The 20623-nt window shown below is 58.6% G+C and carries 22 protein-coding genes and 2 tRNA genes; 12 read left to right on the top strand and 12 right to left on the bottom strand.

The window, feature by feature from the left end:
- Nucleotides 1-3 precede the first annotated feature (3 nt).
- Nucleotides 4-990: an endolytic transglycosylase MltG gene (gene mltG, locus RFER_RS11385; protein WP_041792036.1), complete on the bottom strand. Its 987-nt coding sequence runs from the start codon at nucleotides 988-990 to the stop codon at nucleotides 4-6.
- Between the two features lie 46 nt (nucleotides 991-1036).
- Here mltG and RFER_RS11380 point away from each other — a divergent pair, with 46 nt between their 5' ends.
- The gene (locus tag RFER_RS11380) at nucleotides 1037-1966 is read left to right on the top strand and encodes a YgfZ/GcvT domain-containing protein (protein ID WP_041790596.1); all 930 of its coding nucleotides are present in this window, start codon (nucleotides 1037-1039) and stop codon (nucleotides 1964-1966) included.
- A gap of 76 nt (nucleotides 1967-2042) precedes the next feature.
- Here RFER_RS11380 and RFER_RS11375 read toward each other — a convergent pair whose 3' ends face one another.
- Nucleotides 2043-2858, bottom strand: coding sequence for a TlpA disulfide reductase family protein (locus tag RFER_RS11375; protein WP_011464542.1), 816 nt, complete (start codon nucleotides 2856-2858; stop codon nucleotides 2043-2045).
- Between the two features lie 136 nt (nucleotides 2859-2994).
- On the opposite strand from RFER_RS11375, the gene RFER_RS24110 reads away from it, so the two are divergent.
- Both RFER_RS24110 and RFER_RS11370 read left to right on the top strand, forming a co-directional pair.
- A complete protein-coding gene (locus RFER_RS24110) occupies nucleotides 2995-3156 on the top strand; it encodes a hypothetical protein (protein ID WP_011464541.1) in 162 nt (53 codons plus the stop codon).
- A gap of 2 nt (nucleotides 3157-3158) precedes the next feature.
- A complete protein-coding gene (locus RFER_RS11370; protein WP_011464540.1) occupies nucleotides 3159-3965 on the top strand; it encodes a sulfite exporter TauE/SafE family protein in 807 nt (268 codons plus the stop codon).
- A 112-nt stretch (nucleotides 3966-4077) separates the two neighbouring features.
- Here the strand turns inward: RFER_RS11370 and RFER_RS11365 are convergent.
- The 8 genes from RFER_RS11365 to uvrC all read right to left on the bottom strand — a co-directional run bounded on the left by RFER_RS11365 (nucleotide 4078) and on the right by uvrC (nucleotide 11439).
- Nucleotides 4078-4153 (bottom strand) — tRNA-His (locus RFER_RS11365).
- A gap of 43 nt (nucleotides 4154-4196) precedes the next feature.
- A complete protein-coding gene (locus RFER_RS11360) occupies nucleotides 4197-6119 on the bottom strand; it encodes a peptidylprolyl isomerase (RefSeq protein WP_011464539.1) in 1923 nt (640 codons plus the stop codon).
- Nucleotides 6120-6183: 64 nt separating this feature from the next.
- Nucleotides 6184-6259, bottom strand: a tRNA-Val gene (locus RFER_RS11355).
- A 15-nt stretch (nucleotides 6260-6274) separates the two neighbouring features.
- A complete protein-coding gene (locus RFER_RS11350) occupies nucleotides 6275-6547 on the bottom strand; it encodes an HU family DNA-binding protein (RefSeq protein ID WP_041790593.1) in 273 nt (90 codons plus the stop codon).
- A gap of 242 nt (nucleotides 6548-6789) precedes the next feature.
- Nucleotides 6790-7875, bottom strand: a complete 1086-nt coding sequence (locus tag RFER_RS11345) for a tartrate dehydrogenase (protein WP_011464537.1) — start codon at nucleotides 7873-7875, stop codon at nucleotides 6790-6792.
- Between the two features lie 41 nt (nucleotides 7876-7916).
- Nucleotides 7917-8783, bottom strand: a complete 867-nt coding sequence (locus RFER_RS11340) for a DMT family transporter (RefSeq protein ID WP_049765649.1) — start codon at nucleotides 8781-8783, stop codon at nucleotides 7917-7919.
- Nucleotides 8784-8825: 42 nt separating this feature from the next.
- A complete protein-coding gene (gene pgsA / locus RFER_RS11335; protein ID WP_011464535.1) occupies nucleotides 8826-9392 on the bottom strand; it encodes a CDP-diacylglycerol--glycerol-3-phosphate 3-phosphatidyltransferase in 567 nt (188 codons plus the stop codon).
- Between the two features lie 52 nt (nucleotides 9393-9444).
- Nucleotides 9445-11439, bottom strand: coding sequence for an excinuclease ABC subunit UvrC (gene uvrC, locus RFER_RS11330; RefSeq protein ID WP_049765744.1), 1995 nt, complete (start codon nucleotides 11437-11439; stop codon nucleotides 9445-9447).
- 47 nt (nucleotides 11440-11486) lie between these two features.
- Here uvrC and earP point away from each other — a divergent pair, with 47 nt between their 5' ends.
- The 4 genes from earP to RFER_RS11310 all read left to right on the top strand — a co-directional run bounded on the left by earP (nucleotide 11487) and on the right by RFER_RS11310 (nucleotide 15859).
- Nucleotides 11487-12608: an elongation factor P maturation arginine rhamnosyltransferase EarP gene (gene earP, locus RFER_RS11325; RefSeq protein ID WP_041792032.1), complete on the top strand. Its 1122-nt coding sequence runs from the start codon at nucleotides 11487-11489 to the stop codon at nucleotides 12606-12608.
- A 92-nt stretch (nucleotides 12609-12700) separates the two neighbouring features.
- Nucleotides 12701-13255, top strand: coding sequence for an elongation factor P (efp, locus tag RFER_RS11320; RefSeq protein WP_011464532.1), 555 nt, complete (start codon nucleotides 12701-12703; stop codon nucleotides 13253-13255).
- Nucleotides 13256-13385: 130 nt separating this feature from the next.
- Nucleotides 13386-14954: a thymidine phosphorylase family protein gene (locus tag RFER_RS11315; RefSeq protein WP_011464531.1), complete on the top strand. Its 1569-nt coding sequence runs from the start codon at nucleotides 13386-13388 to the stop codon at nucleotides 14952-14954.
- Nucleotides 14954-15859: a ribose-phosphate pyrophosphokinase gene (locus tag RFER_RS11310; protein ID WP_011464530.1), complete on the top strand. Its 906-nt coding sequence runs from the start codon at nucleotides 14954-14956 to the stop codon at nucleotides 15857-15859. The genes RFER_RS11315 and RFER_RS11310 overlap by 1 nt, the downstream gene beginning before the upstream one ends.
- Nucleotides 15860-15886: 27 nt before the next feature.
- On the opposite strand, the gene RFER_RS11305 is transcribed toward RFER_RS11310, so the two are convergent.
- On the bottom strand, nucleotides 15887-17287 hold the full coding sequence (locus RFER_RS11305; RefSeq protein ID WP_011464529.1) for a phenylacetate--CoA ligase family protein: 1401 nt from the start codon (nucleotides 17285-17287) through the stop codon (nucleotides 15887-15889).
- A 130-nt stretch (nucleotides 17288-17417) separates the two neighbouring features.
- On the opposite strand from RFER_RS11305, the gene RFER_RS11300 reads away from it, so the two are divergent.
- From RFER_RS11300 to ahpC, 5 genes are all read left to right on the top strand, one after another.
- Nucleotides 17418-17729 carry a DUF883 family protein gene (locus RFER_RS11300; protein WP_011464528.1) on the top strand — a complete coding sequence of 104 codons (312 nt, stop codon included), beginning with the start codon at nucleotides 17418-17420 and terminating at the stop codon, nucleotides 17727-17729.
- A 24-nt stretch (nucleotides 17730-17753) separates the two neighbouring features.
- Nucleotides 17754-18155: a phage holin family protein gene (locus RFER_RS11295; protein ID WP_011464527.1), complete on the top strand. Its 402-nt coding sequence runs from the start codon at nucleotides 17754-17756 to the stop codon at nucleotides 18153-18155.
- Nucleotides 18142-18447 (top strand): YqjK-like family protein, encoded by a 306-nt coding sequence (locus RFER_RS11290; RefSeq protein WP_011464526.1) that lies wholly within the window; start codon nucleotides 18142-18144, stop codon nucleotides 18445-18447. Before RFER_RS11295 ends, RFER_RS11290 begins: the two co-directional genes overlap by 14 nt.
- Nucleotides 18448-18507: 60 nt before the next feature.
- Nucleotides 18508-19371 carry a TIGR00730 family Rossman fold protein gene (locus tag RFER_RS11285; protein ID WP_011464525.1) on the top strand — a complete coding sequence of 288 codons (864 nt, stop codon included), beginning with the start codon at nucleotides 18508-18510 and terminating at the stop codon, nucleotides 19369-19371.
- Nucleotides 19372-19592: 221 nt separating this feature from the next.
- A complete protein-coding gene (gene ahpC / locus RFER_RS11280) occupies nucleotides 19593-20156 on the top strand; it encodes an alkyl hydroperoxide reductase subunit C (protein ID WP_011464524.1) in 564 nt (187 codons plus the stop codon).
- A gap of 91 nt (nucleotides 20157-20247) precedes the next feature.
- On the opposite strand, the gene RFER_RS11275 is transcribed toward ahpC, so the two are convergent.
- Nucleotides 20248-20607 (bottom strand): hypothetical protein, encoded by a 360-nt coding sequence (locus RFER_RS11275; RefSeq protein WP_011464523.1) that lies wholly within the window; start codon nucleotides 20605-20607, stop codon nucleotides 20248-20250.
- Nucleotides 20608-20623 lie beyond the last annotated feature (16 nt).

Genomic DNA, 20623 nt, shown 5'->3' with positions numbered 1-20623 from the left:
GTCTTATTGCTGCCCGCGCTGGTATTTGTTAACCGCACGATTGTGCGCTTCAAGGTCAGCGCTGAACTCGCTGCTGCCGTCGCCGCGTGCCACAAAATACAGAGCTTTGGACGGCGCCGGTTGCACCGCAGCCAGCAGGGCCGACTTGCCCGGCATGGCAATCGGGGTCGGTGGCAAACCGGTGCGGGTATAGGTATTCCACGGTGTATCGGTCTGCAAGTCACTGCGGCGCAAGTTGCCGTCAAACCTGTTGCCCAAACCGTAAATCACCGTGGGGTCGGTCTGCAACATCATGCCGATGCGCAAACGGTTGCTAAACACGGCCGCAATCATCGGGCGATCACTGGGGCGGCCGGTTTCTTTCTCGATGATGCTGGCCAGAGTCAGCGCCTGCTCGGGGGTTGTCAACGGTGTATCCGGTGCCCGCTGCGCCCAGGCGGCATCGAGTCGTTTGTCCATGGCCCGCAGCGCGCGCTTGAGTAGCGCCAAATCGCTGCTGCCTTTGGCATAAGTGTAGGTGTCGGGGAAGAATCGGCCTTCCGGGTGGAGGCCCGGCCGACCCAGCGACTTCATGATCAAATCAGGCTCCAGCCCCCGTGTAGTGGGCTTAAGCTGCTCTGCTTTTAAGAGTGCTGCGCGGACTTGGACAAAGGTCCAGCCTTCCACCAGAGTCACGGCCCGCAAGGCTTCGTCACCGCGCACCAGCTTGCGCAACAATCTGCGCGGCGTCACACCGCGTTCAATTTCATAGCTGCCGGCCTTGATCTGGCGGGCCTCGCCAGAGAAGCGAAACCAGCCATACAGCAGCAGCGGATTAACCTGGACGCCGGCATCGACCACTGCCTGTGCCACATCACGGGGTAAGGTGCCAGGCTCTATGGCCAGGTCCACCGTATTGGCGCTCGTGGCCAAACCTTGGTTCAGCCACCACAGTGCACCGCCGCCACCGAGGGCCGCGACGATAACTAAAAACATAAATAGACGACGCACAGCCTTACAGCCCTCCAGCGAATTGAGTGCGGATGATAATTCACCCATGAATATTCAACTCAATGGCGCCGCAAAGCTGACCCACCTGGGCGTGATCCGGGTCGAGGGCGAGGACGCCGCCAAATTTTTGCATGGTCAGCTGACGCAGGATTTTTCACTGCTCGGCCTGTCTGAAGCGCGACTGGCCGCTTTTTGCTCCGCCAAGGGGCGGATGCAAGCCAGCTTCATCGGCTTCAAGCGCAGCCCGACCGACATCCTGCTGGTGTGCAGCCGTGACATTCTGGCCGCCACACTGAAGCGGATGTCGATGTTTGTGCTGCGGGCCAAAGCCAAATTGAGCGATGCGACAGCCGACTTTGCTGTCTATGGGCTGGCCGGCACTGCCTTGCAAAACACTATTGAAACCATAGCGGGCTACGAAGGTAGCGCCTGGGCCAAGACCGATTTTGGTCCCATATCTTTGGTCAATCTGTATCCCGCCGACGGTACTGCGCGCGCCTTATGGGTTGCACCAGTGGGCGCGCCGGCCCCAACGGCCGCCGTGATGACGGCAGAACAATGGGCCTGGAGTGAAGTGCGCGGCGGCATTGCCACCATTACCCAGACGGTGGTGGAAGCCTTTGTGCCGCAAATGCTCAATTACGAGTCGGTCGGCGGTGTCAGCTTCAAAAAAGGCTGCTATCCGGGGCAGGAAGTGGTGGCGCGCAGCCAGTTCAGGGGCACCCTCAAGCGCCGCGCTTATCTGGCGCATTCAGAGTCAGCGCTCAACGCGGGCGACGAGCTGTTTGCGCCGGATGACGCCAGCCAGCCCTGCGGCATGGTGGTGCAAGCGGCGGCCGCGCCCACCGGTGGCTGTGATGCCATTGTGTCGATGCAGATCACCGCCTTTGCGGCCGGTGGCGTGCATGCCATTCGACCCGAGGGCCCGTTGCTGCTGCTGTCGCCACCGCCCTACCCTTTGCTGGCGGATATTTGATGATCGCTGGTGGCCTTGGCTTGGGGAATGACGCTGCTTCGGGTTAGCCCATCGAGCATTCGATGTACTCAGGGGTTCAAGGTTTTTGGGGCGTACGAATTTTGCTTAACTTACTGGCCAGCGAGGCGGCCGACAACTGACCCAGATGGGTATCGACCAGCCGTCCGTTGGTGTCGTAGAAAAGAGTGGTTGGCAACGACCCTGAGCCGACTTCGCGACCCAGACGGGCGCCAGGATCGAGCAGGACATTGGCGAGGTCCAATTTCTCACTATTGAGGTAGCGCTGGGCCGTCGACCCCTCCTCGCCCTGGTTGACAAAGACAAAGCTCACCCCGGTTTCCTGTTTCTGCGCGGCGGCGAGCACCGGCATTTCCCGCCGGCAGGGGGGACACCAGGTGGCCCACAAATTGACGACCATGGGTTTGCCCGCCGCCAACGCAGCGAGGTCTGCCGAATCGCCCGCGAGTGTTGTCAACGCTACCTGAGGCAGGGCCGCATTGTTCATCGTCTGAATGGCGCCAAACATCCCGCCCCAGGCCAACACCCCCGCCGCTACCCCCCAGATCAGCGGTTTGCGCAGTGCCGGACGGCGCCAGCCGCGCCAGATTGCCACCCCTAATGCCGCCAGCAAGCCGGCCCAGAGGGTGAAGCCGCCGTCGCGGATGTCGAGCATCGACCACGGCGCCTTCCGGTACAGATCAAACCAGGCCGCAACGAATGCGATGCGTGCGACCAGCAGTGCGGCCCACAACATGTCGCCCAGGACATTGCCAATGCCAATTTGCTGGTCGCGCCCCACCAAGCGGCCCACTCCCGCGGCAACAAGCAGAGCGACTGCCAGCAGCAACAGGGCTATCGGCACAGGGAGGGAACCCAGATTCAGTGTCAGCATATTCAATTTCCTTGCTTTGTTGGTGTCAGGCGAGCGAGAAATTCGTCGGCACTGGAGTCACCGATGATGCGCCAGGCACGGCGCACATAGAGCCGTTTGGTTCATTTCTGCTAACCTTCCCGGTCAGGTACACGCCATGCAAGAACCCTGTATCCAATCCTTCTTTGATCCCGAGACCTTCACCGTCACACACGTGGTGTCCGACCCCGTCACCCGGCGTGCGGCCATCATTGACAGCGTGCTGGACTACGGCCCGAAGTCGGGCCACACCTCTCGCCAACACCCTATGAACGCCTAGATATGGACCTTACGACACTCGCGGTTGCGCTGGGCGCAGTCATCGGACTGGTGATGGCGCTCACTGGCGCGGGCGGTGGCGTCATGGCCATACCTCTCCTGGTGTTGGGTCTGCATCTGCCGGTGCAACAAGCGGCGCCCGTAGGTTTGGTGGCGGTTGGCCTGGCCGCTGTCTTAGGGGCTGCGCTGGGCTTGCGCCAGGGCATCGTGCGCTACCGGGCGGCAGCACTGATTGGCATTGCTGGCATGCTGATGGCGCCGTTGGGCGTGTTTCTGGCACAACGGCTTCCGAACCGTCCTCTCTTAGGCGCTTTTGCCCTGGTGCTGATTTACACCGCCTGGCGCATGCTCAGACGTTCCAAACTGTCAATTCCACTGGCGGCTGCGGCACTCTGCCGTGTAAGTCGCACGGATCAACGTCTGACCTGGACGCTCCCCTGCGCCCGTGCGTTGACGGGCACCGGCCTGATCGCCGGACTACTGAGCGGATTGCTCGGCGTAGGCGGCGGCTTTGTCATCGTTCCGGCGCTGACGCGCTACACCGATTTGGACATACGCAGCATTCAGCTGACTTCACTGGCTGTGATTGCACTGGTCTCTTTGAGCGGGGTTTGCGCAGCGGCGATGCACGGTCCCTTGCGCTGGGATGTGGCGCTACCGTTTGCCTGCGGCGCCGTTCTGGCTTTGTTGGCAGGGCAGCAGATTTCGAAGATGCTCAACGCCAAAAGTTTGCAGCAAGCCTTTGCATGGTTCAGCTTGTTGGTTGCATTGCTCGTGCTGGCAAGAGCAATGGGCTGGGTGGCGAACTGAAAACAAGCCGTAGGAGAATCAACACAGTGAGCAGCAGACCGCATGCGGTTTGCAGAAAACCAAAATAGAAAAGCCTGCTATGTTCTAAATAGCAGGCTTTCATTTATTTACTTGGGGTGGCTGATGGGGCTCGAACCCACGACAACAGGAATCACAATCCTGGACTCTACCAACTGAGCTACAGCCACCACAGTTTTTATTATATAACCACTGTCGTCTATTTCTGATCCCTCAGCGCAATTCTGTTGTGGTTAGCGCCGGGCGTGAAGTCAAGATCTGAGCCTTGAATCGTTCTTTGAGAAGATCGGAGTAAGCTTGCGTTTCGGCGCCGCTCCACCATTGGGCATATTGCGCACGGTCCTGTTTGGCGGCTGCTTCAGCCGGCGCCTGCCGCGGCACTATCTTATTGACTCGAACCACGCTATAGCCCTTGGCACCCAGATCAACACCAACAAAGGCCGGTAAGGCGGCTGTATCGGCACGCAACGCCGCCGTCAAGACCTGCGGTGGAACGTTTTGGGCCTGATCACGCGATACCACTATCGGCGCCGGCATGACGGCAGCGGCTGGCGAAGCCTTCCAGGCCAGCAATTTTTCCTGGCCTTCTTTCTTGGCCAGTTCGGCAGCTTTGTCGGCAACAACACGTTCATGCACAACACGACTTACATCGGCAAACGGCAGGGTCCGGGCCGGGGTGTATTGCGTAACGCGGCCTGCTGTCAATTGGTTGGGTGCTGTTTCCATCGCTTCGGTATTGCGCTTTTTTTCAATCGAATCAGTGTTGAAAATTGCAGCCAAGAATTTTGCATTGCTTAACGCGCCGGTTGTACCCGCAGCCGGCTGACGCAAGACATTGGTGGCCGTCTTGATTTCCAGCTTGAGCTTGTCTGCGACCGGCTTGAGGCTGTCAGACTGCTCATAAACACCGTTGGTAAAGGCCTCGGCAGTCTCCGCAAACCTGGCTTGGGCTTGCTGCGTCTTCAGATCGGCCTCGATACCCGCGCGCAACTCTTCAAAGCTGCGCTGAACCGGTTTTTTGATATCGGTAAGCTTGATGATGTGATAACCGAAATCAGACTCCACCACCTCACTGATATCACCCTTTTTCATGGCGAAAACTGCGTCTTCAAATGGTTTGACCATGGCGCCACGGGTAAAAAAGTCAAGATCGCCCCCATTGGCGGCGGAGCCGGTATCTTGTGAGTTCTTTTTTGCCACATCGGCAAAACTGTCGGGCGATTGGCGAACTGTTTTCAGCAATTCATCAGCACGCGCTTTGGCTTTCTGGCGGTCGGCTGCAGGTGCATCCTTGGCGGCAGTGATCAGGATGTGACTGGCACGCCGCTCTTCCTTGCCACTAAGTCGCTCTGCATTTTGTTCGTAATAAGACTTCATATCAGCCTCGCTGATCACGATACTTTTCTTGACCGAATCCATATCCAATACCACATACTCGATACTGGCATGTTCGGGAGACTGGAACAGAGCCTGATTGGCCTTGTAAAACGCATTCAGTTCGGCATCCGTCGGGCTGACCTTTGAAGCGAAATCAGCAGCGGTGAAACTGGCAATCTGAACCTCACGTTTTTCAAAAAAAGCATTCAATGCCACGTCGGCGACGCTAGCTGCCGCAAAACCTGTCTCTCCCACACCCGCTTCCACCTGCCGAACAGACAGGTCTTGCCGAACACGGGCTTCAAACCCCTCGGGTGTCAGGCCCTGGCTGCCAACCAGTTGACGATAGCGGTCCATGTCCAGCTTGCCATCAGGCTGGCGCAGGGCAGCGATGGACGGATTCTCGTGCAAGTTGCGCGCGAGGCGGGCGTCGCTGGTTGTCAGTTTGAATTTGTCTGCAGCTTGGGCCAGCACGCGATCACGCACCAGTCGCTCCAGCGTGGCATAACGGGCTTGCGGTGAATCCAGCAGTTTCGCATCCAGATTGGGCATGGAGGCACGCAGGCGATCTGCTTCTGACTTGTGCACCGCATCCCATTCGCCCTGCGTGATGTCATGGCTGCCAACGCGGGCCACAACGCTACCCGCATCGCGAGACCGGTTGTAGCCATCAATGCCAAAAAGCACAAACGAAGGGATGATCAGCAAGAACATCACCGCCATCATGATCTTCGTATGTTTGCGAACAAAATCAAACATGCGCGAATTCTCCAATAATATAAACAAAAAAGGCGAACATGCTGCTCGCCTTTATCTGGGTGGGTGGTGGGTGCTGACGGGCTCGAACCGCCGACATTCTGCGTGTAAGGCAGACGCTCTACCAACTGAGCTAAGCACCCGACTTAAACCGGCGATCAGTTCAGGGCATCTTTCAACGCTTTACCTGGACGGAATTTTGGCACTTTCGCCGCTTTGATTTTGATTGCGTCGCCAGTACGTGGGTTACGCCCCACACGCGCAGCACGTTTGCCAACGGCAAAGGTACCAAAACCCACCAGCGACACAGAGCCGCCTTTTTTCAGAGTGATTTTGACTGCGCCAATGGCCGACTCCAGCGCGCGGGTAGCCGCTGCCTTGGAAATGTCAGCATTCAGTGCAATGTGCTCAATTAGTTCGGTTTTATTCACAAAGAACCCTTGGTATGGAAGCAGAGTTAATCGAATTGTCTCTTTAAAAAAATTTGCACTTGTCATGCCACAGGTACCAAGAGCCAAAGACTCCGATCTGACAACACAAACGATAGCTTTGCAGCAGTGCGAGTGAGAATTCTAGTCGGTTTTTTAGTGCTCGCCGGCTTCATTACAGGTTCATTACGCGTAGATATTTCCGATTGGCCGATAAAAGACACATCGTCCAAATTCCACGTGGACTAGAGCGCATCCACGATGGCCAACCCGACATCCTTCGTGCTTGCCGTCCCACCCAAATCCTGCGTACGTGGCGCCCCGCTCGCAGGATCAAGCACTTTTTCTATTGCTTTCATCACTGCATTATGCGCATCCCTGTGTCCTAGAAAGTCCAGCATCAAGGCGCCGCTCCAAATCTGACCAATGGGGTTGGCGATGCCTTTGCCGGCAATGTCGGGCGCCGAGCCGTGGACCGGTTCAAACAGCGACGGGAATTTCCTTTCGGGGTTCAAATTGGCACTGGGGGCAATGCCAATCGTGCCAGTGCACGCCGGCCCCAGATCACTCAGGATGTCGCCAAACAGATTGCTGGCCACCACCACATCAAAAAAATCGGGCCGCTGCACAAAGTGGGCGCACAAGATATCGATGTGAAATTTGTCCACTTTCACTTCAGGATAAGCCTTTGCCATTTCTACCACACGCTCATCCCAATACGGCATCGTGATCGCAATGCCGTTGGATTTGGTGGCGCTGGTCAAATGCTTTTTGGGCCGCGACTGGGCCAATTCAAACGCAAACTTCAACACCCGATCGACGCCAACGCGCGACATCACGGTTTCCTGCAGCACGATTTCGCGTTCAGTGCCCGCGTACATGCGCCCACCCACACTGGAGTATTCACCCTCGGTATTTTCGCGCACGATCAGCATGTCGATTTCACCCGGCTCGCGTCGGCTGCCATCACGCCGCACCACCGGCGCAATGATGCCCGGCATCAGGCGTACCGGACGAAGGTTCACATACTGATCGAACTCGCGTCGAAAGAGCAACAGGGAACCCCATAGCGAGACATGATCGGCAATTTTGTCGGGCCGGCCAACCGCGCCGAAGTAGATCGCGTCGTGCTCCCCAATTTGATCTTTCCAGTTGTCAGGCAGCATCTGGCCGTGCTTCTCGAAATAATCCCAGCTGGAAAAATCAAAATGGTCAAACCGCAGGTCAATGTCAAATTTGCGCGCCACCGCCTCCAGCACACGCACCCCTTCGGGCATGACTTCCTGGCCAATACCGTCACCCGCGATGACGGCGATTCTTTTTTGACTCATCAATGAAACCTCTCTGAACAAGCGTTAAAAAAATGAACCCATCAGTCAGGTCCGACAGGCACCACAAGCCGAGGCTGACGCACCACCAAAGCAACCCCAAAGGCCGTCAGCAGAGTTCCAATCACTGTGAGGACCGTGATTGACTCACCAAACAGCATCCACGCAATCAGCGCCGTCACCGGTGGCACCAGATACATCAGGCTGGTGACCGAGGCCGCTGCGCCACGCTGAATCAACAAATACAGCAAGGAACTGCCGCCCAGCGTCAGCGCAATCACCGACCAGGCCACGGCGCCCACGAGTTCAACATTCCAGTGCATCACCTCGACCTCCAGCAGCGCCAGCGGCAGCGTCACCAGCAGGGCAGCACCCAGTTGAACCGTGTTGGCGGTACGCACATCACAGGATGTCACAAAGCGCTTTTGATACAGCGTCCCGGTGGTGATGCTCAACAGGGCACCAATTGCCAGGGACATATTCACCCAATCGGCCTCGCCGCCTTGCCCAAACTTGCGCGATACCACCAGCACCAGCCCGACAAAACCCAGTACCAGCCCAGCCCACTGCCGCGCGGCAATTTTTCCTCCCATGGCGGCCAGCCAAAGGGCCGTCAGCACGGGCTGCAAACCCACGATCAGCGACGACAACCCCGAGCCCATGCCGAGCTTCACCGCGGCCCAGACACCACCCAGGTAACCCGCATGCATGAAGATACCGGTAACCGCCAGATGCGTCCACTGCGCACGGTGGCTTGGCCACTTGACCCGCGCCAGCACGATCCACGGCAAAAAACACGCAATCGACAGCGCGTAGCGAACGACCAGAAATTTCAGCGGCGGGGCGTGTGGCATGCCATAGCGGGCCACGATAAAGCCGGTGCTCCAAATCAGCACAAACACCGCCGGCATGGCCCGGATCAAGGCCCGATCATCGTGTGCCCTCACCTGCGGTCACCTGGCCCTTGCCCGAATTTCAGGCAAGGCTTTCTGCAGGTAATACACCATGGACCAGACCGTCATCACCGCCGCAATCCAGATCAGCCAGACGCCCCACACATGGGTGTCAATGAGCCCCAGCAGTTGGCCGTCAAACAACAAAAACGGGATCGCCACCATTTGCACCACGGTTTTGAGCTTGCCAATCATGTGCACAGCCACGCTTTTGGCGGCGCCAATTTGCGCCATCCACTCACGCAGGGCGGAAATGGCAATTTCTCGGCCAATGATGATGAGCGCAACAAACACGTCGGCACGCCCCAGATGCACGAGCACCAGCACGCAGGCACAGACCAGAAATTTGTCGGCGACCGGGTCCAGAAACGCGCCAAAGGACGAGACCATGTTGAGCTTGCGCGCCAGATAACCGTCAAGCCAATCGGTGGCTGCGAACACCACAAACATGACCGTGGCCATCAAATTGCGGCTGGCGGGCTCGATGGGTAAATAAAACACGCCGACGATCAAGGGGATCGCGACAATGCGCGCCCAGGTCATGATGGTTGGAATGTTAAAAAACATGCTGTCATTGTGGCACGGCGCGGCACGCCAAATGACGGGTCATGCCGCCCAATCAGTGCAGGGCGCGGTAAATTTCTTCCGCCAACTCGCGCGAGATTCCCGCCACCGTCGCAATATCCTCCGCCCCCGCCAGCGCCACGCCACGCACACCACCAAAGCGCTGCAACAATTTGGATCGGCGCTTGGGGCCAATGCCTGGGATTTCTTCGAGCTTGCCGCCATCCACCCGCACCTTGGCGCGTTTGGCACGCATGCCGGTAATGGCAAAACGATGCGCCTCGTCGCGAATCTGCGCCACCAGCATCAGCGCGGCCGAGTCTTTGCCCAGGTAGACTTTCTCGCGGCCATCGGCAAACACCAGTTCTTCCAGCCCGACCTTGCGCCCCTCGCCTTTCTCAACGCCGACGATCAGCGACAAGTCCAGGCCCAATTGCTCAAATACCTCGCGCGCCATGCTGACCTGGCCTCTGCCGCCGTCCACCAGGACCAAGTCCGGCAGTCGGCCGGTGCCCGCAGGCATTTGACCGGTCTGTTGCGCCTCGCGCAAGGTCTCGGCCAGCTTGCCATAGCGACGCAGCAACACCTGGCGCATGGCCGCGTAATCGTCGCCTGGTGTGATGTCGTTGATGTTGTAACGTCGGTACTCGGCGTTCTGCATTTTGTGGTGCGCAAACACCACACAAGAGGCTTGGGTGGCCTCACCTGCCGTATGGGATATATCAAAACACTCGACCCGCAGCGCGTCCAGATCGTCCAGCGCCAGATCCAGCGCCTCGGCCAACGCCCGGGTGCGCGCCTGTTGCGAGCCTTCCTCGGAGAGCAGGCGGGCCAACTGCAGCCCGGCATTGGTTTGCGCCATTTCCAGCCAGACACGGCGCTGCTCGCGCGGTTGGTGCACCGCCGTGACCTTGACGCCGGACTGGATAGCGAGCGCTTCGAGCAGTTGTTTGTTCACCGGCGCACTGACAATCAGTGTCGGGGGCACGGGCACGTTCAGATAATGCTGTGCCACAAAGGCTTCCAGCACCTGGGTTTCAACACTGGGTACAGGGGGCGCTGTCGTGCTGTCCTCCACCGCTTCTTCAAAACCTCCGGCGTTGTAAATCTCGGTTGCGTCTTCCACGTGCGCCGGAAAATACGGCCGATCCCCGAGATGGCGCCCGCCGCGCACCATCGCCAGATTGACGCACGCACGGCCACCCTGCACCTTCACCGCCAGGATGTCCACATCGCGATCCGCCACGTTGTCCACCGACTGTTGATGCAGCACGTTGGACAGCGCCGCCACCTGATTGCGCAGTTCGGCCGCCTGCTCGAACTCCAGCTTTTCAGCATGCGCCATCATGCGAGCCTCCAGCGCCTCCATGACTTGACGCGCATCGCCACGCAAAAAACGCTCGGCGTTGGCGACGTCCTGCGCATAGTCCGCGGCAGAAATGTGGCCGACGCAAGGTGCTGAACAACGTTTGATCTGGTACAGCAGACACGGGCGCGTGCGGTTGTTGAATACCGGGTCTTCACAGGTGCGCAGATGAAACACCTTCTGCATCAGCAAAATCGCTTCCTTGACCGCCCAGGCGCTCGGATAAGGTCCGAAATACTGATGCTTTTTCTCCACCGCGCCCCGGTAGTAGGACACCCGTGGAAAGCTGGTGCCCGGATTCGAAGAAGAACTCGCGCCTGTCATCTTCAAGTACGGATAACTCTTGTCATCCCGAAACAAAATGTTGTACTTGGGGTTGAGCGTCTTGATCAGGTTGTTTTCCAGCAGCAGCGCCTCGGCCTCCGAGCGCACCACCGTCGTTTCCAGCCGCACGATCTTGCTCACCATGTGGCCGATACGCGTGCCGCCGTGATTTTTCTGAAAATAGCTCGACACCCGCTTTTTCAAATTGATGGCCTTGCCCACGTAGAGCACAGCGCCATCAAAGTCGAAATAGCGGTACACGCCCGGCAGGGGCGGCAAACCCGCCACGTCGCTGAGCAACTGCGCAGGGTGCGCGGGCAGGGTTGCGGGCGCCGGGCCTGCGGGCGCTTCAGGTGACATGGAATCAGGCAAATGAGGCATAGGTGCGTATTGTGGACAATTCAGGTGTGACGACAGGAAAACTATGGGACATCTTTTGCAGGGTCATTGACAACTACGGTGACATCGGCGTGGGCTGGCGCTTGAGCGTTGGCTTGGCCGCGCGTGGCGAACGCGTGCGCTTCTGGGTAGACGATACCAGCGCGCTGGCCTGGATGGCGCCCTTTGGCGCGCCCAACGTCGAAATCCGGCACTGGACCCAGCCGATCCAGACTGAAGGCCTGGCGCCAGGCGATATTTTGCTGGAGACCTTTGCTTGTGAATTAGATCCTGAATTTATAGCTGCTTACGCAGACTGGACGGGGGCTAGAGGCCAAAAAGGCTTATGGATTAACCTGGAGTACCTGAGCGCCGAAAGCTACGTCGAACGCAATCACGGTCTGCCCTCCCCGGTCATGACGGGGCCGGGCGCAGGTTTGTGCAAATACTTTTTCTACCCCGGCTTCAGCGTGGCCACGGGTGGCTTGTTGCGTGAACCCGATCTGGCAGAGCGCCAGGCCAGCTTCGAGCGTGCCGACTGGTTGCAACAACGAGGCGTCAACTGGCAGGGCGAGCGCCTGGTGTCCTTGTTTTGCTACGAGCCCCCGGCCTTGGCCGACTTGTTGGACCAGTTGGCCGCTGGTCCGCAAGCCACCCAACTGCTGGTGACCGCAGGCCGGGCGACGGCGGCAGTCACCGCCTGCATTTTGAACAAAACAAGGCTCAAGCCCTTATGGAACAAGCGTGAGCTGCTATCAATCAGCTACCTGCCAGCACTCACCCAGGACGACTACGACCATCTGCTGTGGGCCTGTGACCTGAATTTCGTGCGCGGGGAAGATTCATTGGTGCGCGCCTTGTGGGCGAACAAGCCCTTTGTCTGGCAGATCTACCCGCAGCACGACGACGCCCATCACCGCAAGCTGGAAGCTTTTCTGGCCATGCTGGACGCTCCGCCCTCGCTGCGGGCTTTTCACATGATCTGGAATGGTGTGAATAGCCATACAGACAGCAAGGCCAGCCAACAAACGCAACTGCCCGCGTTGGCGCTTGATTCATGGCGGCAAGTCGTGGTCAGAGCAGGTCAGCAACTGCGCCAGCAAGACGACCTTGTGACCCAGATCATGCGTTTTGCTTTAAAAAACCTTTAAAATAGCGAACTTTTGCGGGACTTCACCGGGTTTTTCATCCGTCCATCCCGCCCTTGCCGCGTCATTAGCGGCCAACTTTCACACATTTCGCTATGAAAACCGCTCAAGAAATTCGCGTTGGTAATGTCATCATGTACGGCAAAGACCCGATGGTCGTGCTACGGACCGAATACAGCCGCGGTGGCCGCAATTCGTCCACCGTTCGTATGAAGCTCAAAAGTCTGATTGCCAACTTCAATACTGAAGTGGTCTACAAAGCCGACGACAAGCTGGAACAGGTCATTCTGGACAAAAAAGAATGCACCTATTCTTATTTTGCCGAGCCGATGTACATCTGCATGGACACCGAATACAACCAGTACGAAGTCGAAGCCGAGAACATGGGCGACTCGCTCAACTACCTCGAAGATGGCATGGAACTCGAAGTGGTGTTCTACAACGAAAAAGCCATTTCGGTTGAAATGCCCACCAACGTGGTGCGCGAAATCACCTGGACCGAACCCGCTGTCAAAGGCGACACCTCCGGCAAGGTGCTCAAGCCAGCCAAAATCTCCACGGGTTTTGACGTGGGTGTGCCAATCTTTGTGGCACAGGGTGACAAGGTCGAGATCGACACCCGCACCGGCGAATACCGTAAACGCGTTTAATCAACGCCCGCCCGCACGCCGGGTCGCATAAAAAAGGCTTCCAGGAAGCCTTTTTTTTATGGGCGATTCCCAGTCCTTCCTGTCGCAAACTTTTTCGATCCAGTTCATTAAACCGATGTAGGCTTCGGCTATGCGCAAACACACCGACAAACCGCAGTTGGCCAGCAAGCTGGTGCTGCGCCGGGTGGCGATCGACACCTACCGTGAAAACGTGGCCTACCTGCACCGGGACTGCGCGGTATACCGGGCTGAAGGCTTCCAGGCCCTGTCCAAAGTCGAGGTCCGGGCCAACGGACGCCACATTCTGGCCACCCTGAACGTGGTGGATGACCCCAATATCGTCGCCTGCAATGAGCTCGGCCTGTCAGAAGACGCTTTTGCTCAGATGGCGGTGATTGATGGTCAGCCAGCCTCGGTGTCTCAGGCCGAACCGCCGCAGTCCATTGGCGCGCTGCGCCGCAAATTGGCCGGCGAACGGCTCGGCCGTGAGGACTTTCTGGGTATCGTGCGCGACATTGCCGAACTGCACTATTCCAAAATTGAACTGAGTGCTTTTGTTGTGGCCACCAACCGGGATGAACTGGACCGCGAAGAGGTCTACTTTTTGACCGAGGCGATGGTGGCCAGTGGTCGAACGCTCAACTGGCATGAACCCCTGGTGGTGGACAAACACTGTATTGGTGGCATTCCCGGCAACCGCAGCTCTATGCTGGTGGTGCCGATTGTGGCGGCGCACGGCCTGCTGTGCCCCAAAACATCATCGCGCGCCATCACCTCCCCGGCCGGTACGGCCGACACGATGGAAGTGCTGGCCAAGGTGGAGCTGCCTGTTGATCAGCTGGCGGACATCGTGCGCACGCATCGGGGCTGCCTGGCCTGGGGCGGCGCCGCCCATTTGTCGCCGGCCGACGATGTGCTGATTTCGGTCGAGCGACCGCTGGCGATTGACTCGCCAGGGCAAATGGTGGCCTCCATTCTGTCCAAGAAGATTGCCGCGGGGTCCACCCATCTGGTCCTTGATATTCCCATCGGCCCCAGCGCCAAAGTACGCTCCATGCCCGAGGCCCAACGTCTGCGCCGGCTTTTTGAGTACGTGGCGGGGCGCATGCATTTGTCGCTCGACGTGGTCGTGACCGATGGACGCCAACCCATCGGCAATGGCATCGGACCGGTGCTTGAGGCGCGCGATGTGATGCGGGTGCTGGAGAATGACCCCCGGGCACCCAACGACCTGCGACAAAAATCCTTGCGACTGGCTGGCCGACTGATTGAATTCGACCCGGATGTGCGCGGTGGCGACGGTTTTGCCATTGCGCGGGACATTCTGGATTCTGGCCGGGCACTGGCGAAAATGAACGCCATTATTGCCGCCCAGGGCGCTAAGCCGTTTGATCACAACCATCCGCAACTCGGCGCCTTGACCTTTGACATTTGCGCCAGCGAGTCCGGTGTGGTCACCGGCATTGACAACCTGCAGGTGGCGCGCATCGCCCGCTTGGCGGGTGCACCCAAAGTCATCGGCGCCGGCATTGATCTTTTTCACAAATTGGGGGAGGCGGTGACCAGTGGCGAGGTCTTGTACCGCGTTCACGCCGGGTTTCAAAGCGACCTCGACTTTGCGCGCCAAGCCTGCGCCAAGTCGACCGGCTATACCCTCGGGCGAGCCGAAGATGTACCCCATGTCTTTACGGAATTCTGATGTCGTCAACACCTGTTTTGCTGTGCTTTGGCGATGAGCAAGAGAACGCGGCACGCATCGCCCAGGTTGCTGGGCACCATCTGGTCCGTATCGATCGTCACCGCTTTCCCGACGGTGAACTCAAGCTGCGCCTGCCCCCGACCCTGCCGGATCATGTGGTCATCCTGCGCACGCTCAACGACCCGAATGAAAAACTGGTCGAGCTGCTGTTGACAGCCCAAACCGCGCGTGACCTGGGTGCCCGGCACCTGACGCTGGTCGCCCCTTACCTCGGCTACATGCGACAGGACGTGGCGTTTCAACCGGGCGAGGCCATCAGCCAGCGCATTGTCGGGAGATTTTTAGCCGGCCTGTTTGATGCCGTGATCACTGTTGACCCCCACCTACACCGCGTCGCCACATTGCAGCAGGCTGTGCCAGTTGCCAATGCGGTTGTGCTCAGCGCCGCCCCGCTGCTGTCAGACCTGATTGTTACCCAGCGCCCGAAAGCTTTGCTCTTGGGCCCGGATGAAGAGTCGGCGCAGTGGCTGGCACTGGCCGCATCACGCCATGGATTTGACTACGCCGTTTGTCGCAAGGTGCGCCGTGGTGACCGGGCAGTAGACATTGCACTGCCGGACATCCTTGTGTCGGGCCGTCAAGTGGTTCTGCTTGACGACGTGGTCAGCACCGGCCACACCCTGGCCCAAGCGACGCGGCAACTGCTGGCTGCGGGCGCAGCCTCGGTCGATGTTGCGGTCACACATGCCCTCTTTGTTGGCGATGCCTGGCAGATGATTCTGAACGCGGGTGTGCGCGAGGTATGGAGCACCGACTGCGTCAAGCATGCCAGCAACGCCGTCAGTATGAGCGCCCCCATTGGCGAGGCTTTGATCCGGATCGACGCCATGACCATGACGCGCTGAGCGCCAGCGTGGCGGGCTATTGCCGCATTAGCGGTGCTTGCGTTTCAATTGCGCGACGACGCGTTGCGGCTTGCCACTGCGTCCCCGGGGCACCGGTCGGCCCAGTTCTGCCCTGACGCGCAGCCGCGCCAGACCCTGCGTCACGGCAAATTTCTCCAGGGCGTTGCGGCAGCGCGCTGCCGCGGCTGCAGCATCGGCCCCATGCGGATCTAGCCTGAGCACCAGCGTGTGATCATCCTGCTGGCGCAATTGAAAATCGAACACGCCCGCATCGTCTTCAAGCAGCGTCGTCAGCGCCAGCGGCAAGAGCGTCACCAGGCGACCATCCTGTCCCGCCATCAGCAATGGATCATCCCGGCGACCCTGCACCTCAATCACCGGCAGTGGCGAGCCGCATTCACAGTGTTCTTTATGCACCGTGATCTGGTCGCCCATGTCATAACGGATCAGCGGTTGCACGAAATTGGCCAGATTGGTCAACAAGGTGGAATGTGAAACCTGCCCCGGCGGCACCGGCTGCCCCTGCGCATCAATCGGCTCCAGAATCAACCAGTCGGTATTGGCATGCATCTGCCCATGTTGACACTCCCAGCCAATCGACATGAATTCCGAGGCACCGTAGCTGTTGCGCACCGTGCACCCGAGCCCCTGCTCCACGTGTCGGCGCACGGCGGCACTCAGCGTTTCACCACCGGTCCAGATTTCTTTTGGGGCGAAGTGCAGCGCCCCTTGCGCAGCCACATCGCTTAGCAAGGCCGCCACGGTCGGATAGGTGGCGATGACGGTCGGCGCAAACGCATTGAGCTCATCAAGCAAAGTGCTGGTTGACTGCAAAATGGAAAAGCAACGCAAGCTTTGCGCCATGAACGGATTGAGTTGGCGCAGCCGTTGCATGCTCACCATACTGGCGAAGTGGCCGGTGGTGGCGCCCACAAAAGCGATGCGTTCCGCCAGCAACAAGGGATCAAACCAGCGCTGCAGCGGCCGTGGCGCGCTGCGGCGCAACGCCTCCAGTGCATCGTAAACCGCCATGGCGCGTGCATCCTGGACAAACACACCCGGTTGATGCCGGGTGCCAGAACTCTCCCATACCAGGTACTTGCCCAGGTAAGGCTCGCCAATACGCTGGGCATCGGCGGTGAACGCGCGAAGCTCAGCCGCCTTGAGTTGCGGGTCAGTCACCCAATCGTCAAAGCGCGCCATCAACTCAGCCCGGTCCAGCACCGGCAGCGCGCTCAGAGCCAGGGTGGCGGGCGTCTTGCCTTGCAGCCGCTCCCGGTACAGCGGGGAACCGCGCACAGCGGCGTCCAGCAGATGAGCCAGCCGGGTTTTCTGGCGCGCGGCGATCGCGTCCGGCGCGGCGCGCCCGCTGGCCAGCACATCCAGCGCCACAGCACCCAAGCGCAAAGGATCAAAAACTGTCGTCATAGGCGAAACATATCAGTGCGACTCCACACCCCCCAAATTGTGCGCAAGCAACGCATGTGATTTTTATCAAGACATGCAACAGGATCGGCTTTATTGTCAGACTTGGTTTCAATTTCAATGGAGGTTTGCAATGAATGATATGACGACGATTCAAAAAGACAAATTGATGAGCGACTTGCGCATGGTGATTGCCGACGCCGAAGAGGTGCTGCGCATGACAGCCGACGAGGTGGGCGAAGGCGCAGCCGATCTGCGCGGCCGCGTGCAAGCCCGAATGAATCAGGCCAAGGATGACCTGGTTCATTTGCAGGAAGCGGCAGTCGCCAAAGCCAAAGCCGCCGGTCATGTCGCTGATGATTTTGTGCATGACAACCCCTGGAAGTCTATCGGCATCGCGACAGGTGTCGGGTTGGTGATCGGCTTGCTGATCAGTCGCCGTTGAAACGGCAGCGAACCAGCCAAATCCATGAGTGAGCTGGGCAAGAACGTTGGTCTATTCGCCTCATTGCGCCGTCTGCTTGGCACGGTGCTTGAAATCGCCCAGGTGCGCCTGGACCTGCTGCGCACCGATGTTGAACTTGAGAAACGACGCCTCTTTGACGGTCTGCTCTGGGGTCTTGCTGCCCTGCTGATGCTGGGCGTTGGTGTGGTGTTGTTGTGCGGCTTCATCATCCTGCTGTTTGGGGAAGGTTATCGCCTGGCCGCGGTGGGCGTGTTGGCACTGCTTTTTCTTGCCGCAGGCGCCGGGCTGATTCGCGCGGCGCGGCGCCGACTGCAGAGTCCGAATGGCATGTTTGAAGCCAGCCTTGCTGAGTTGCAGCGGGATCGCGACGGGCTCCAAACATCAGGTTCCCATGAACAACGATGATCTGGTCTTACGGCAACAGCGCTTGCTGGTGCGCAGTGCGCAGTTGCGACTGCTCCTGGCCGATCAGGCGCAAGTCTTGCAGCGACCGCTGGCCTTGGCCGACCAGGCACAAAGCGGCCTGCAATGGCTTTATCGCAACCCACAGTGGCCGCTGGGCGCCTTGGCGCTTGTGGTTCTCGTGCGGCCGCGCCGCGCCATCGTGTGGGGCGGGCGCCTGTGGTGGGCCTGGAAAACCTTCAAGCAGACGCAAAAATGGTTGGCCAAACAGCCCTTGCAAGGTCGATCTCCTTGAATTGAGTCATCCCGGCCTGAGCCCGCGGTGCGTCACAGTTTTTCGCACACAATTGCCGCCATGGACACTAATCAAAATCTTTCCGAACGCCGCCTGGCTGATGCCTGGGCGGAACTGCAAAACCACTCTGACCTCGGCCATACTCTGGAGGCCGATGCCTACCGTCTGGCATTTGCCGACCCCGAGTTTTTGCTGCGACGGGAAACACGCGGCATCCGCTTTCAACTCGAAATGCTCAAACCCGATCTGGACCAGGCCGATCAAGGCATTGACAGCACCGTCGTGGTTTTTGGCAGCGCCCGCTCGGTCTCGCCCGAGGCTGCCCAAACCTCGCTGCAACAAGCCCAGACCAGTGGCGACGCCAATGCGCTGATCGTGGCGCAGCGGCAGGTGCGAAGCGCCCATTACTATGATCAGGCACGACTGTTTGCCCGGCAAGTGGCAGGGCACAGCGCACATCGACGGCCTGAAGAGCGCTTGTTTATTGCCACCGGGGGCGGTCCCGGCATCATGGAAGCGGCCAATCGCGGCGCGCACGAGATGGGCGCCCCAAGCGTGGGCCTGAATATTGCGCTGCTGCACGAGCAGCACCCCAACCCCTATATCACGCCGACCCTGAGTTTCAAATTTCACTACTTTGCTTTGCGCAAGATGCATTTCATGATGCGTGCCAAAGCCCTGGTGGCATTCCCCGGCGGCTTTGGCACGCTCGATGAATTGTTTGAAGTGATCACCCTGGTGCAGACCCGCAAGGCCAAGCCGGTGCCGATTGTCTTGTTTGGCACCGACTACTGGAAGCGACTGGTCAACATGAACGTCTTGGTGGAAGAAGGCGTGATCTCGGCGCAAGACCTGGATCTGTTCACCTATGTGGACGATGCCGATGCGGCGTGGGAGGTCATACGGAATTTTTATAAACTGTAAAAAAGCCGGACTAAATCAGCTTTGACCACCGACGCCGTGCAACTCGGAGTTCAATCAACCCGGCTCAAAATCCAGTGTCTTTTTCGTGCGCCGTGACGAAGTCTAAATAGTATTTTTCAATAGCTTGCATTTAATCAATTAACCAAAAAATCGCTGTGATGCAATAGCATTGCTGTTGATAGCTCTCTGATTAACCGAATTCATTAATAGGAAACCACGCCATGTCTCTGATCAATACCGAAGTGAAACCTTTTGCTGCCACTGCCTTCCACAATGGCCAGTTTGTGCCTGTCTCCAACGAAAGCCTCAAGGGCAAGTGGTCAGTGGTAGTGTTCTACCCAGCCGACTTTACTTTTGTCTGCCCGACCGAACTGGAAGACCTGGCCGACAATTACGCCACGTTCCAGAAGCTGGGCGTCGAGGTCTACAGCGTGTCCACCGACACCCATTTCGCGCACAAGGCTTGGCATGACACCTCCCCCGCCATCAAGAAGGTGAACTACGTGATGGTTGGCGACCCGACCGGCGCCATCACCCGCAACTTTGACGTGATGATCGAGGAAGAAGGCCTGGCCCTGCGCGGCACCTTCGTGATCAACCCCGACGGCGTGATCAAACTGTGCGAAATCCATGACAACGGCATCGGCCGTGATGCCTCAGAACTGCTGCGCAAGGTCAAGGCGGCCCAGTACGTGGCTTCCAACCCCGGTGAAGTTTGCCCCGCCAAGTGGCACGAAGGCGCCAAGACCCTGACCCCTTCACTGGACCTGGTCGGCAAGATATAGGGAAGGAAGGATGGGCGGATCAAATCAACTTGACCGTCCATTGCTGGCAGCACCAGCCCAGAACCCGGCACGCGCGTTTGACGCTTGTTGATCAGCGCGGGCTTTCAAAAAACAGGTAATTCGAGCCGAAGTCACTGATTTCGAAGTAGACTTTTTTCTCGCCCGGATCTGCCACAAAATTCAGGTTTTCGTCCAGTACGCCATAACCATAGCGGTAAGGACGCGGCTTGTTGTCTTCGGTGCCCATCGCGGTGCTGAGTTTGTCGATCTTGAGGAAGCGGCGCACGACCTTGTCGCCTGCATAGACCTCCAGCACGCCGTTGGTTCCAGTCCAGTTCTGGATGTCGCGGCTAATTTTGTTCTGTTGCTCCTGCGTGCAGCTTGATAGAAGAAACAAGGCGCTAGCCACCGCCAGTATTGCTCTAGCAGCTCTTAATTTAATAGTAATCATGAAGCTCCGTAATAGA

It is taken from the genome of Rhodoferax ferrireducens T118 (assembly GCF_000013605.1).
In the GTDB taxonomy this organism is placed as follows: Bacteria; Pseudomonadota; Gammaproteobacteria; order Burkholderiales; family Burkholderiaceae_C; genus Rhodoferax; species Rhodoferax ferrireducens.
Note: the sequence above shows the minus strand (reverse complement) of the source record. Positions and strands in the feature narration are given on the sequence as shown.

What these genes read in the sequence shown, in the direction of transcription:
- RFER_RS11275 (WP_011464523.1), bottom strand. Translation starts at nt 20,607, where the DNA reads ATGATTACTATTAAATTAAGAGCTGCTAGAGCAATACTGGCGGTGGCT.
- ahpC (WP_011464524.1), top strand. Translation starts at nt 19,593, where the DNA reads ATGTCTCTGATCAATACCGAAGTGAAACCTTTTGCTGCCACTGCCTTC.
- RFER_RS11295 (WP_011464527.1), top strand. Translation starts at nt 17,754, where the DNA reads ATGAGTGAGCTGGGCAAGAACGTTGGTCTATTCGCCTCATTGCGCCGT.
- uvrC (WP_049765744.1), bottom strand. Translation starts at nt 11,439, where the DNA reads ATGTCACCTGAAGCGCCCGCAGGCCCGGCGCCCGCAACCCTGCCCGCG.
- RFER_RS24110 (WP_011464541.1), top strand. Translation starts at nt 2,995, where the DNA reads ATGCAAGAACCCTGTATCCAATCCTTCTTTGATCCCGAGACCTTCACC.
- RFER_RS11315 (WP_011464531.1), top strand. Translation starts at nt 13,386, where the DNA reads ATGCGCAAACACACCGACAAACCGCAGTTGGCCAGCAAGCTGGTGCTG.
- RFER_RS11300 (WP_011464528.1), top strand. Translation starts at nt 17,418, where the DNA reads ATGAATGATATGACGACGATTCAAAAAGACAAATTGATGAGCGACTTG.
- RFER_RS11345 (WP_011464537.1), bottom strand. Translation starts at nt 7,875, where the DNA reads ATGAGTCAAAAAAGAATCGCCGTCATCGCGGGTGACGGTATTGGCCAG.
- RFER_RS11310 (WP_011464530.1), top strand. Translation starts at nt 14,954, where the DNA reads ATGTCGTCAACACCTGTTTTGCTGTGCTTTGGCGATGAGCAAGAGAAC.
- RFER_RS11380 (WP_041790596.1), top strand. Translation starts at nt 1,037, where the DNA reads ATGAATATTCAACTCAATGGCGCCGCAAAGCTGACCCACCTGGGCGTG.
- RFER_RS11290 (WP_011464526.1), top strand. Translation starts at nt 18,142, where the DNA reads ATGAACAACGATGATCTGGTCTTACGGCAACAGCGCTTGCTGGTGCGC.
- efp (WP_011464532.1), top strand. Translation starts at nt 12,701, where the DNA reads ATGAAAACCGCTCAAGAAATTCGCGTTGGTAATGTCATCATGTACGGC.
- RFER_RS11285 (WP_011464525.1), top strand. Translation starts at nt 18,508, where the DNA reads ATGGACACTAATCAAAATCTTTCCGAACGCCGCCTGGCTGATGCCTGG.
- RFER_RS11375 (WP_011464542.1), bottom strand. Translation starts at nt 2,858, where the DNA reads ATGCTGACACTGAATCTGGGTTCCCTCCCTGTGCCGATAGCCCTGTTG.
- RFER_RS11360 (WP_011464539.1), bottom strand. Translation starts at nt 6,119, where the DNA reads ATGTTTGATTTTGTTCGCAAACATACGAAGATCATGATGGCGGTGATG.
- pgsA (WP_011464535.1), bottom strand. Translation starts at nt 9,392, where the DNA reads ATGTTTTTTAACATTCCAACCATCATGACCTGGGCGCGCATTGTCGCG.
- RFER_RS11340 (WP_049765649.1), bottom strand. Translation starts at nt 8,783, where the DNA reads ATGCCGGCGGTGTTTGTGCTGATTTGGAGCACCGGCTTTATCGTGGCC.
- RFER_RS11305 (WP_011464529.1), bottom strand. Translation starts at nt 17,287, where the DNA reads ATGACGACAGTTTTTGATCCTTTGCGCTTGGGTGCTGTGGCGCTGGAT.
- RFER_RS11370 (WP_011464540.1), top strand. Translation starts at nt 3,159, where the DNA reads ATGGACCTTACGACACTCGCGGTTGCGCTGGGCGCAGTCATCGGACTG.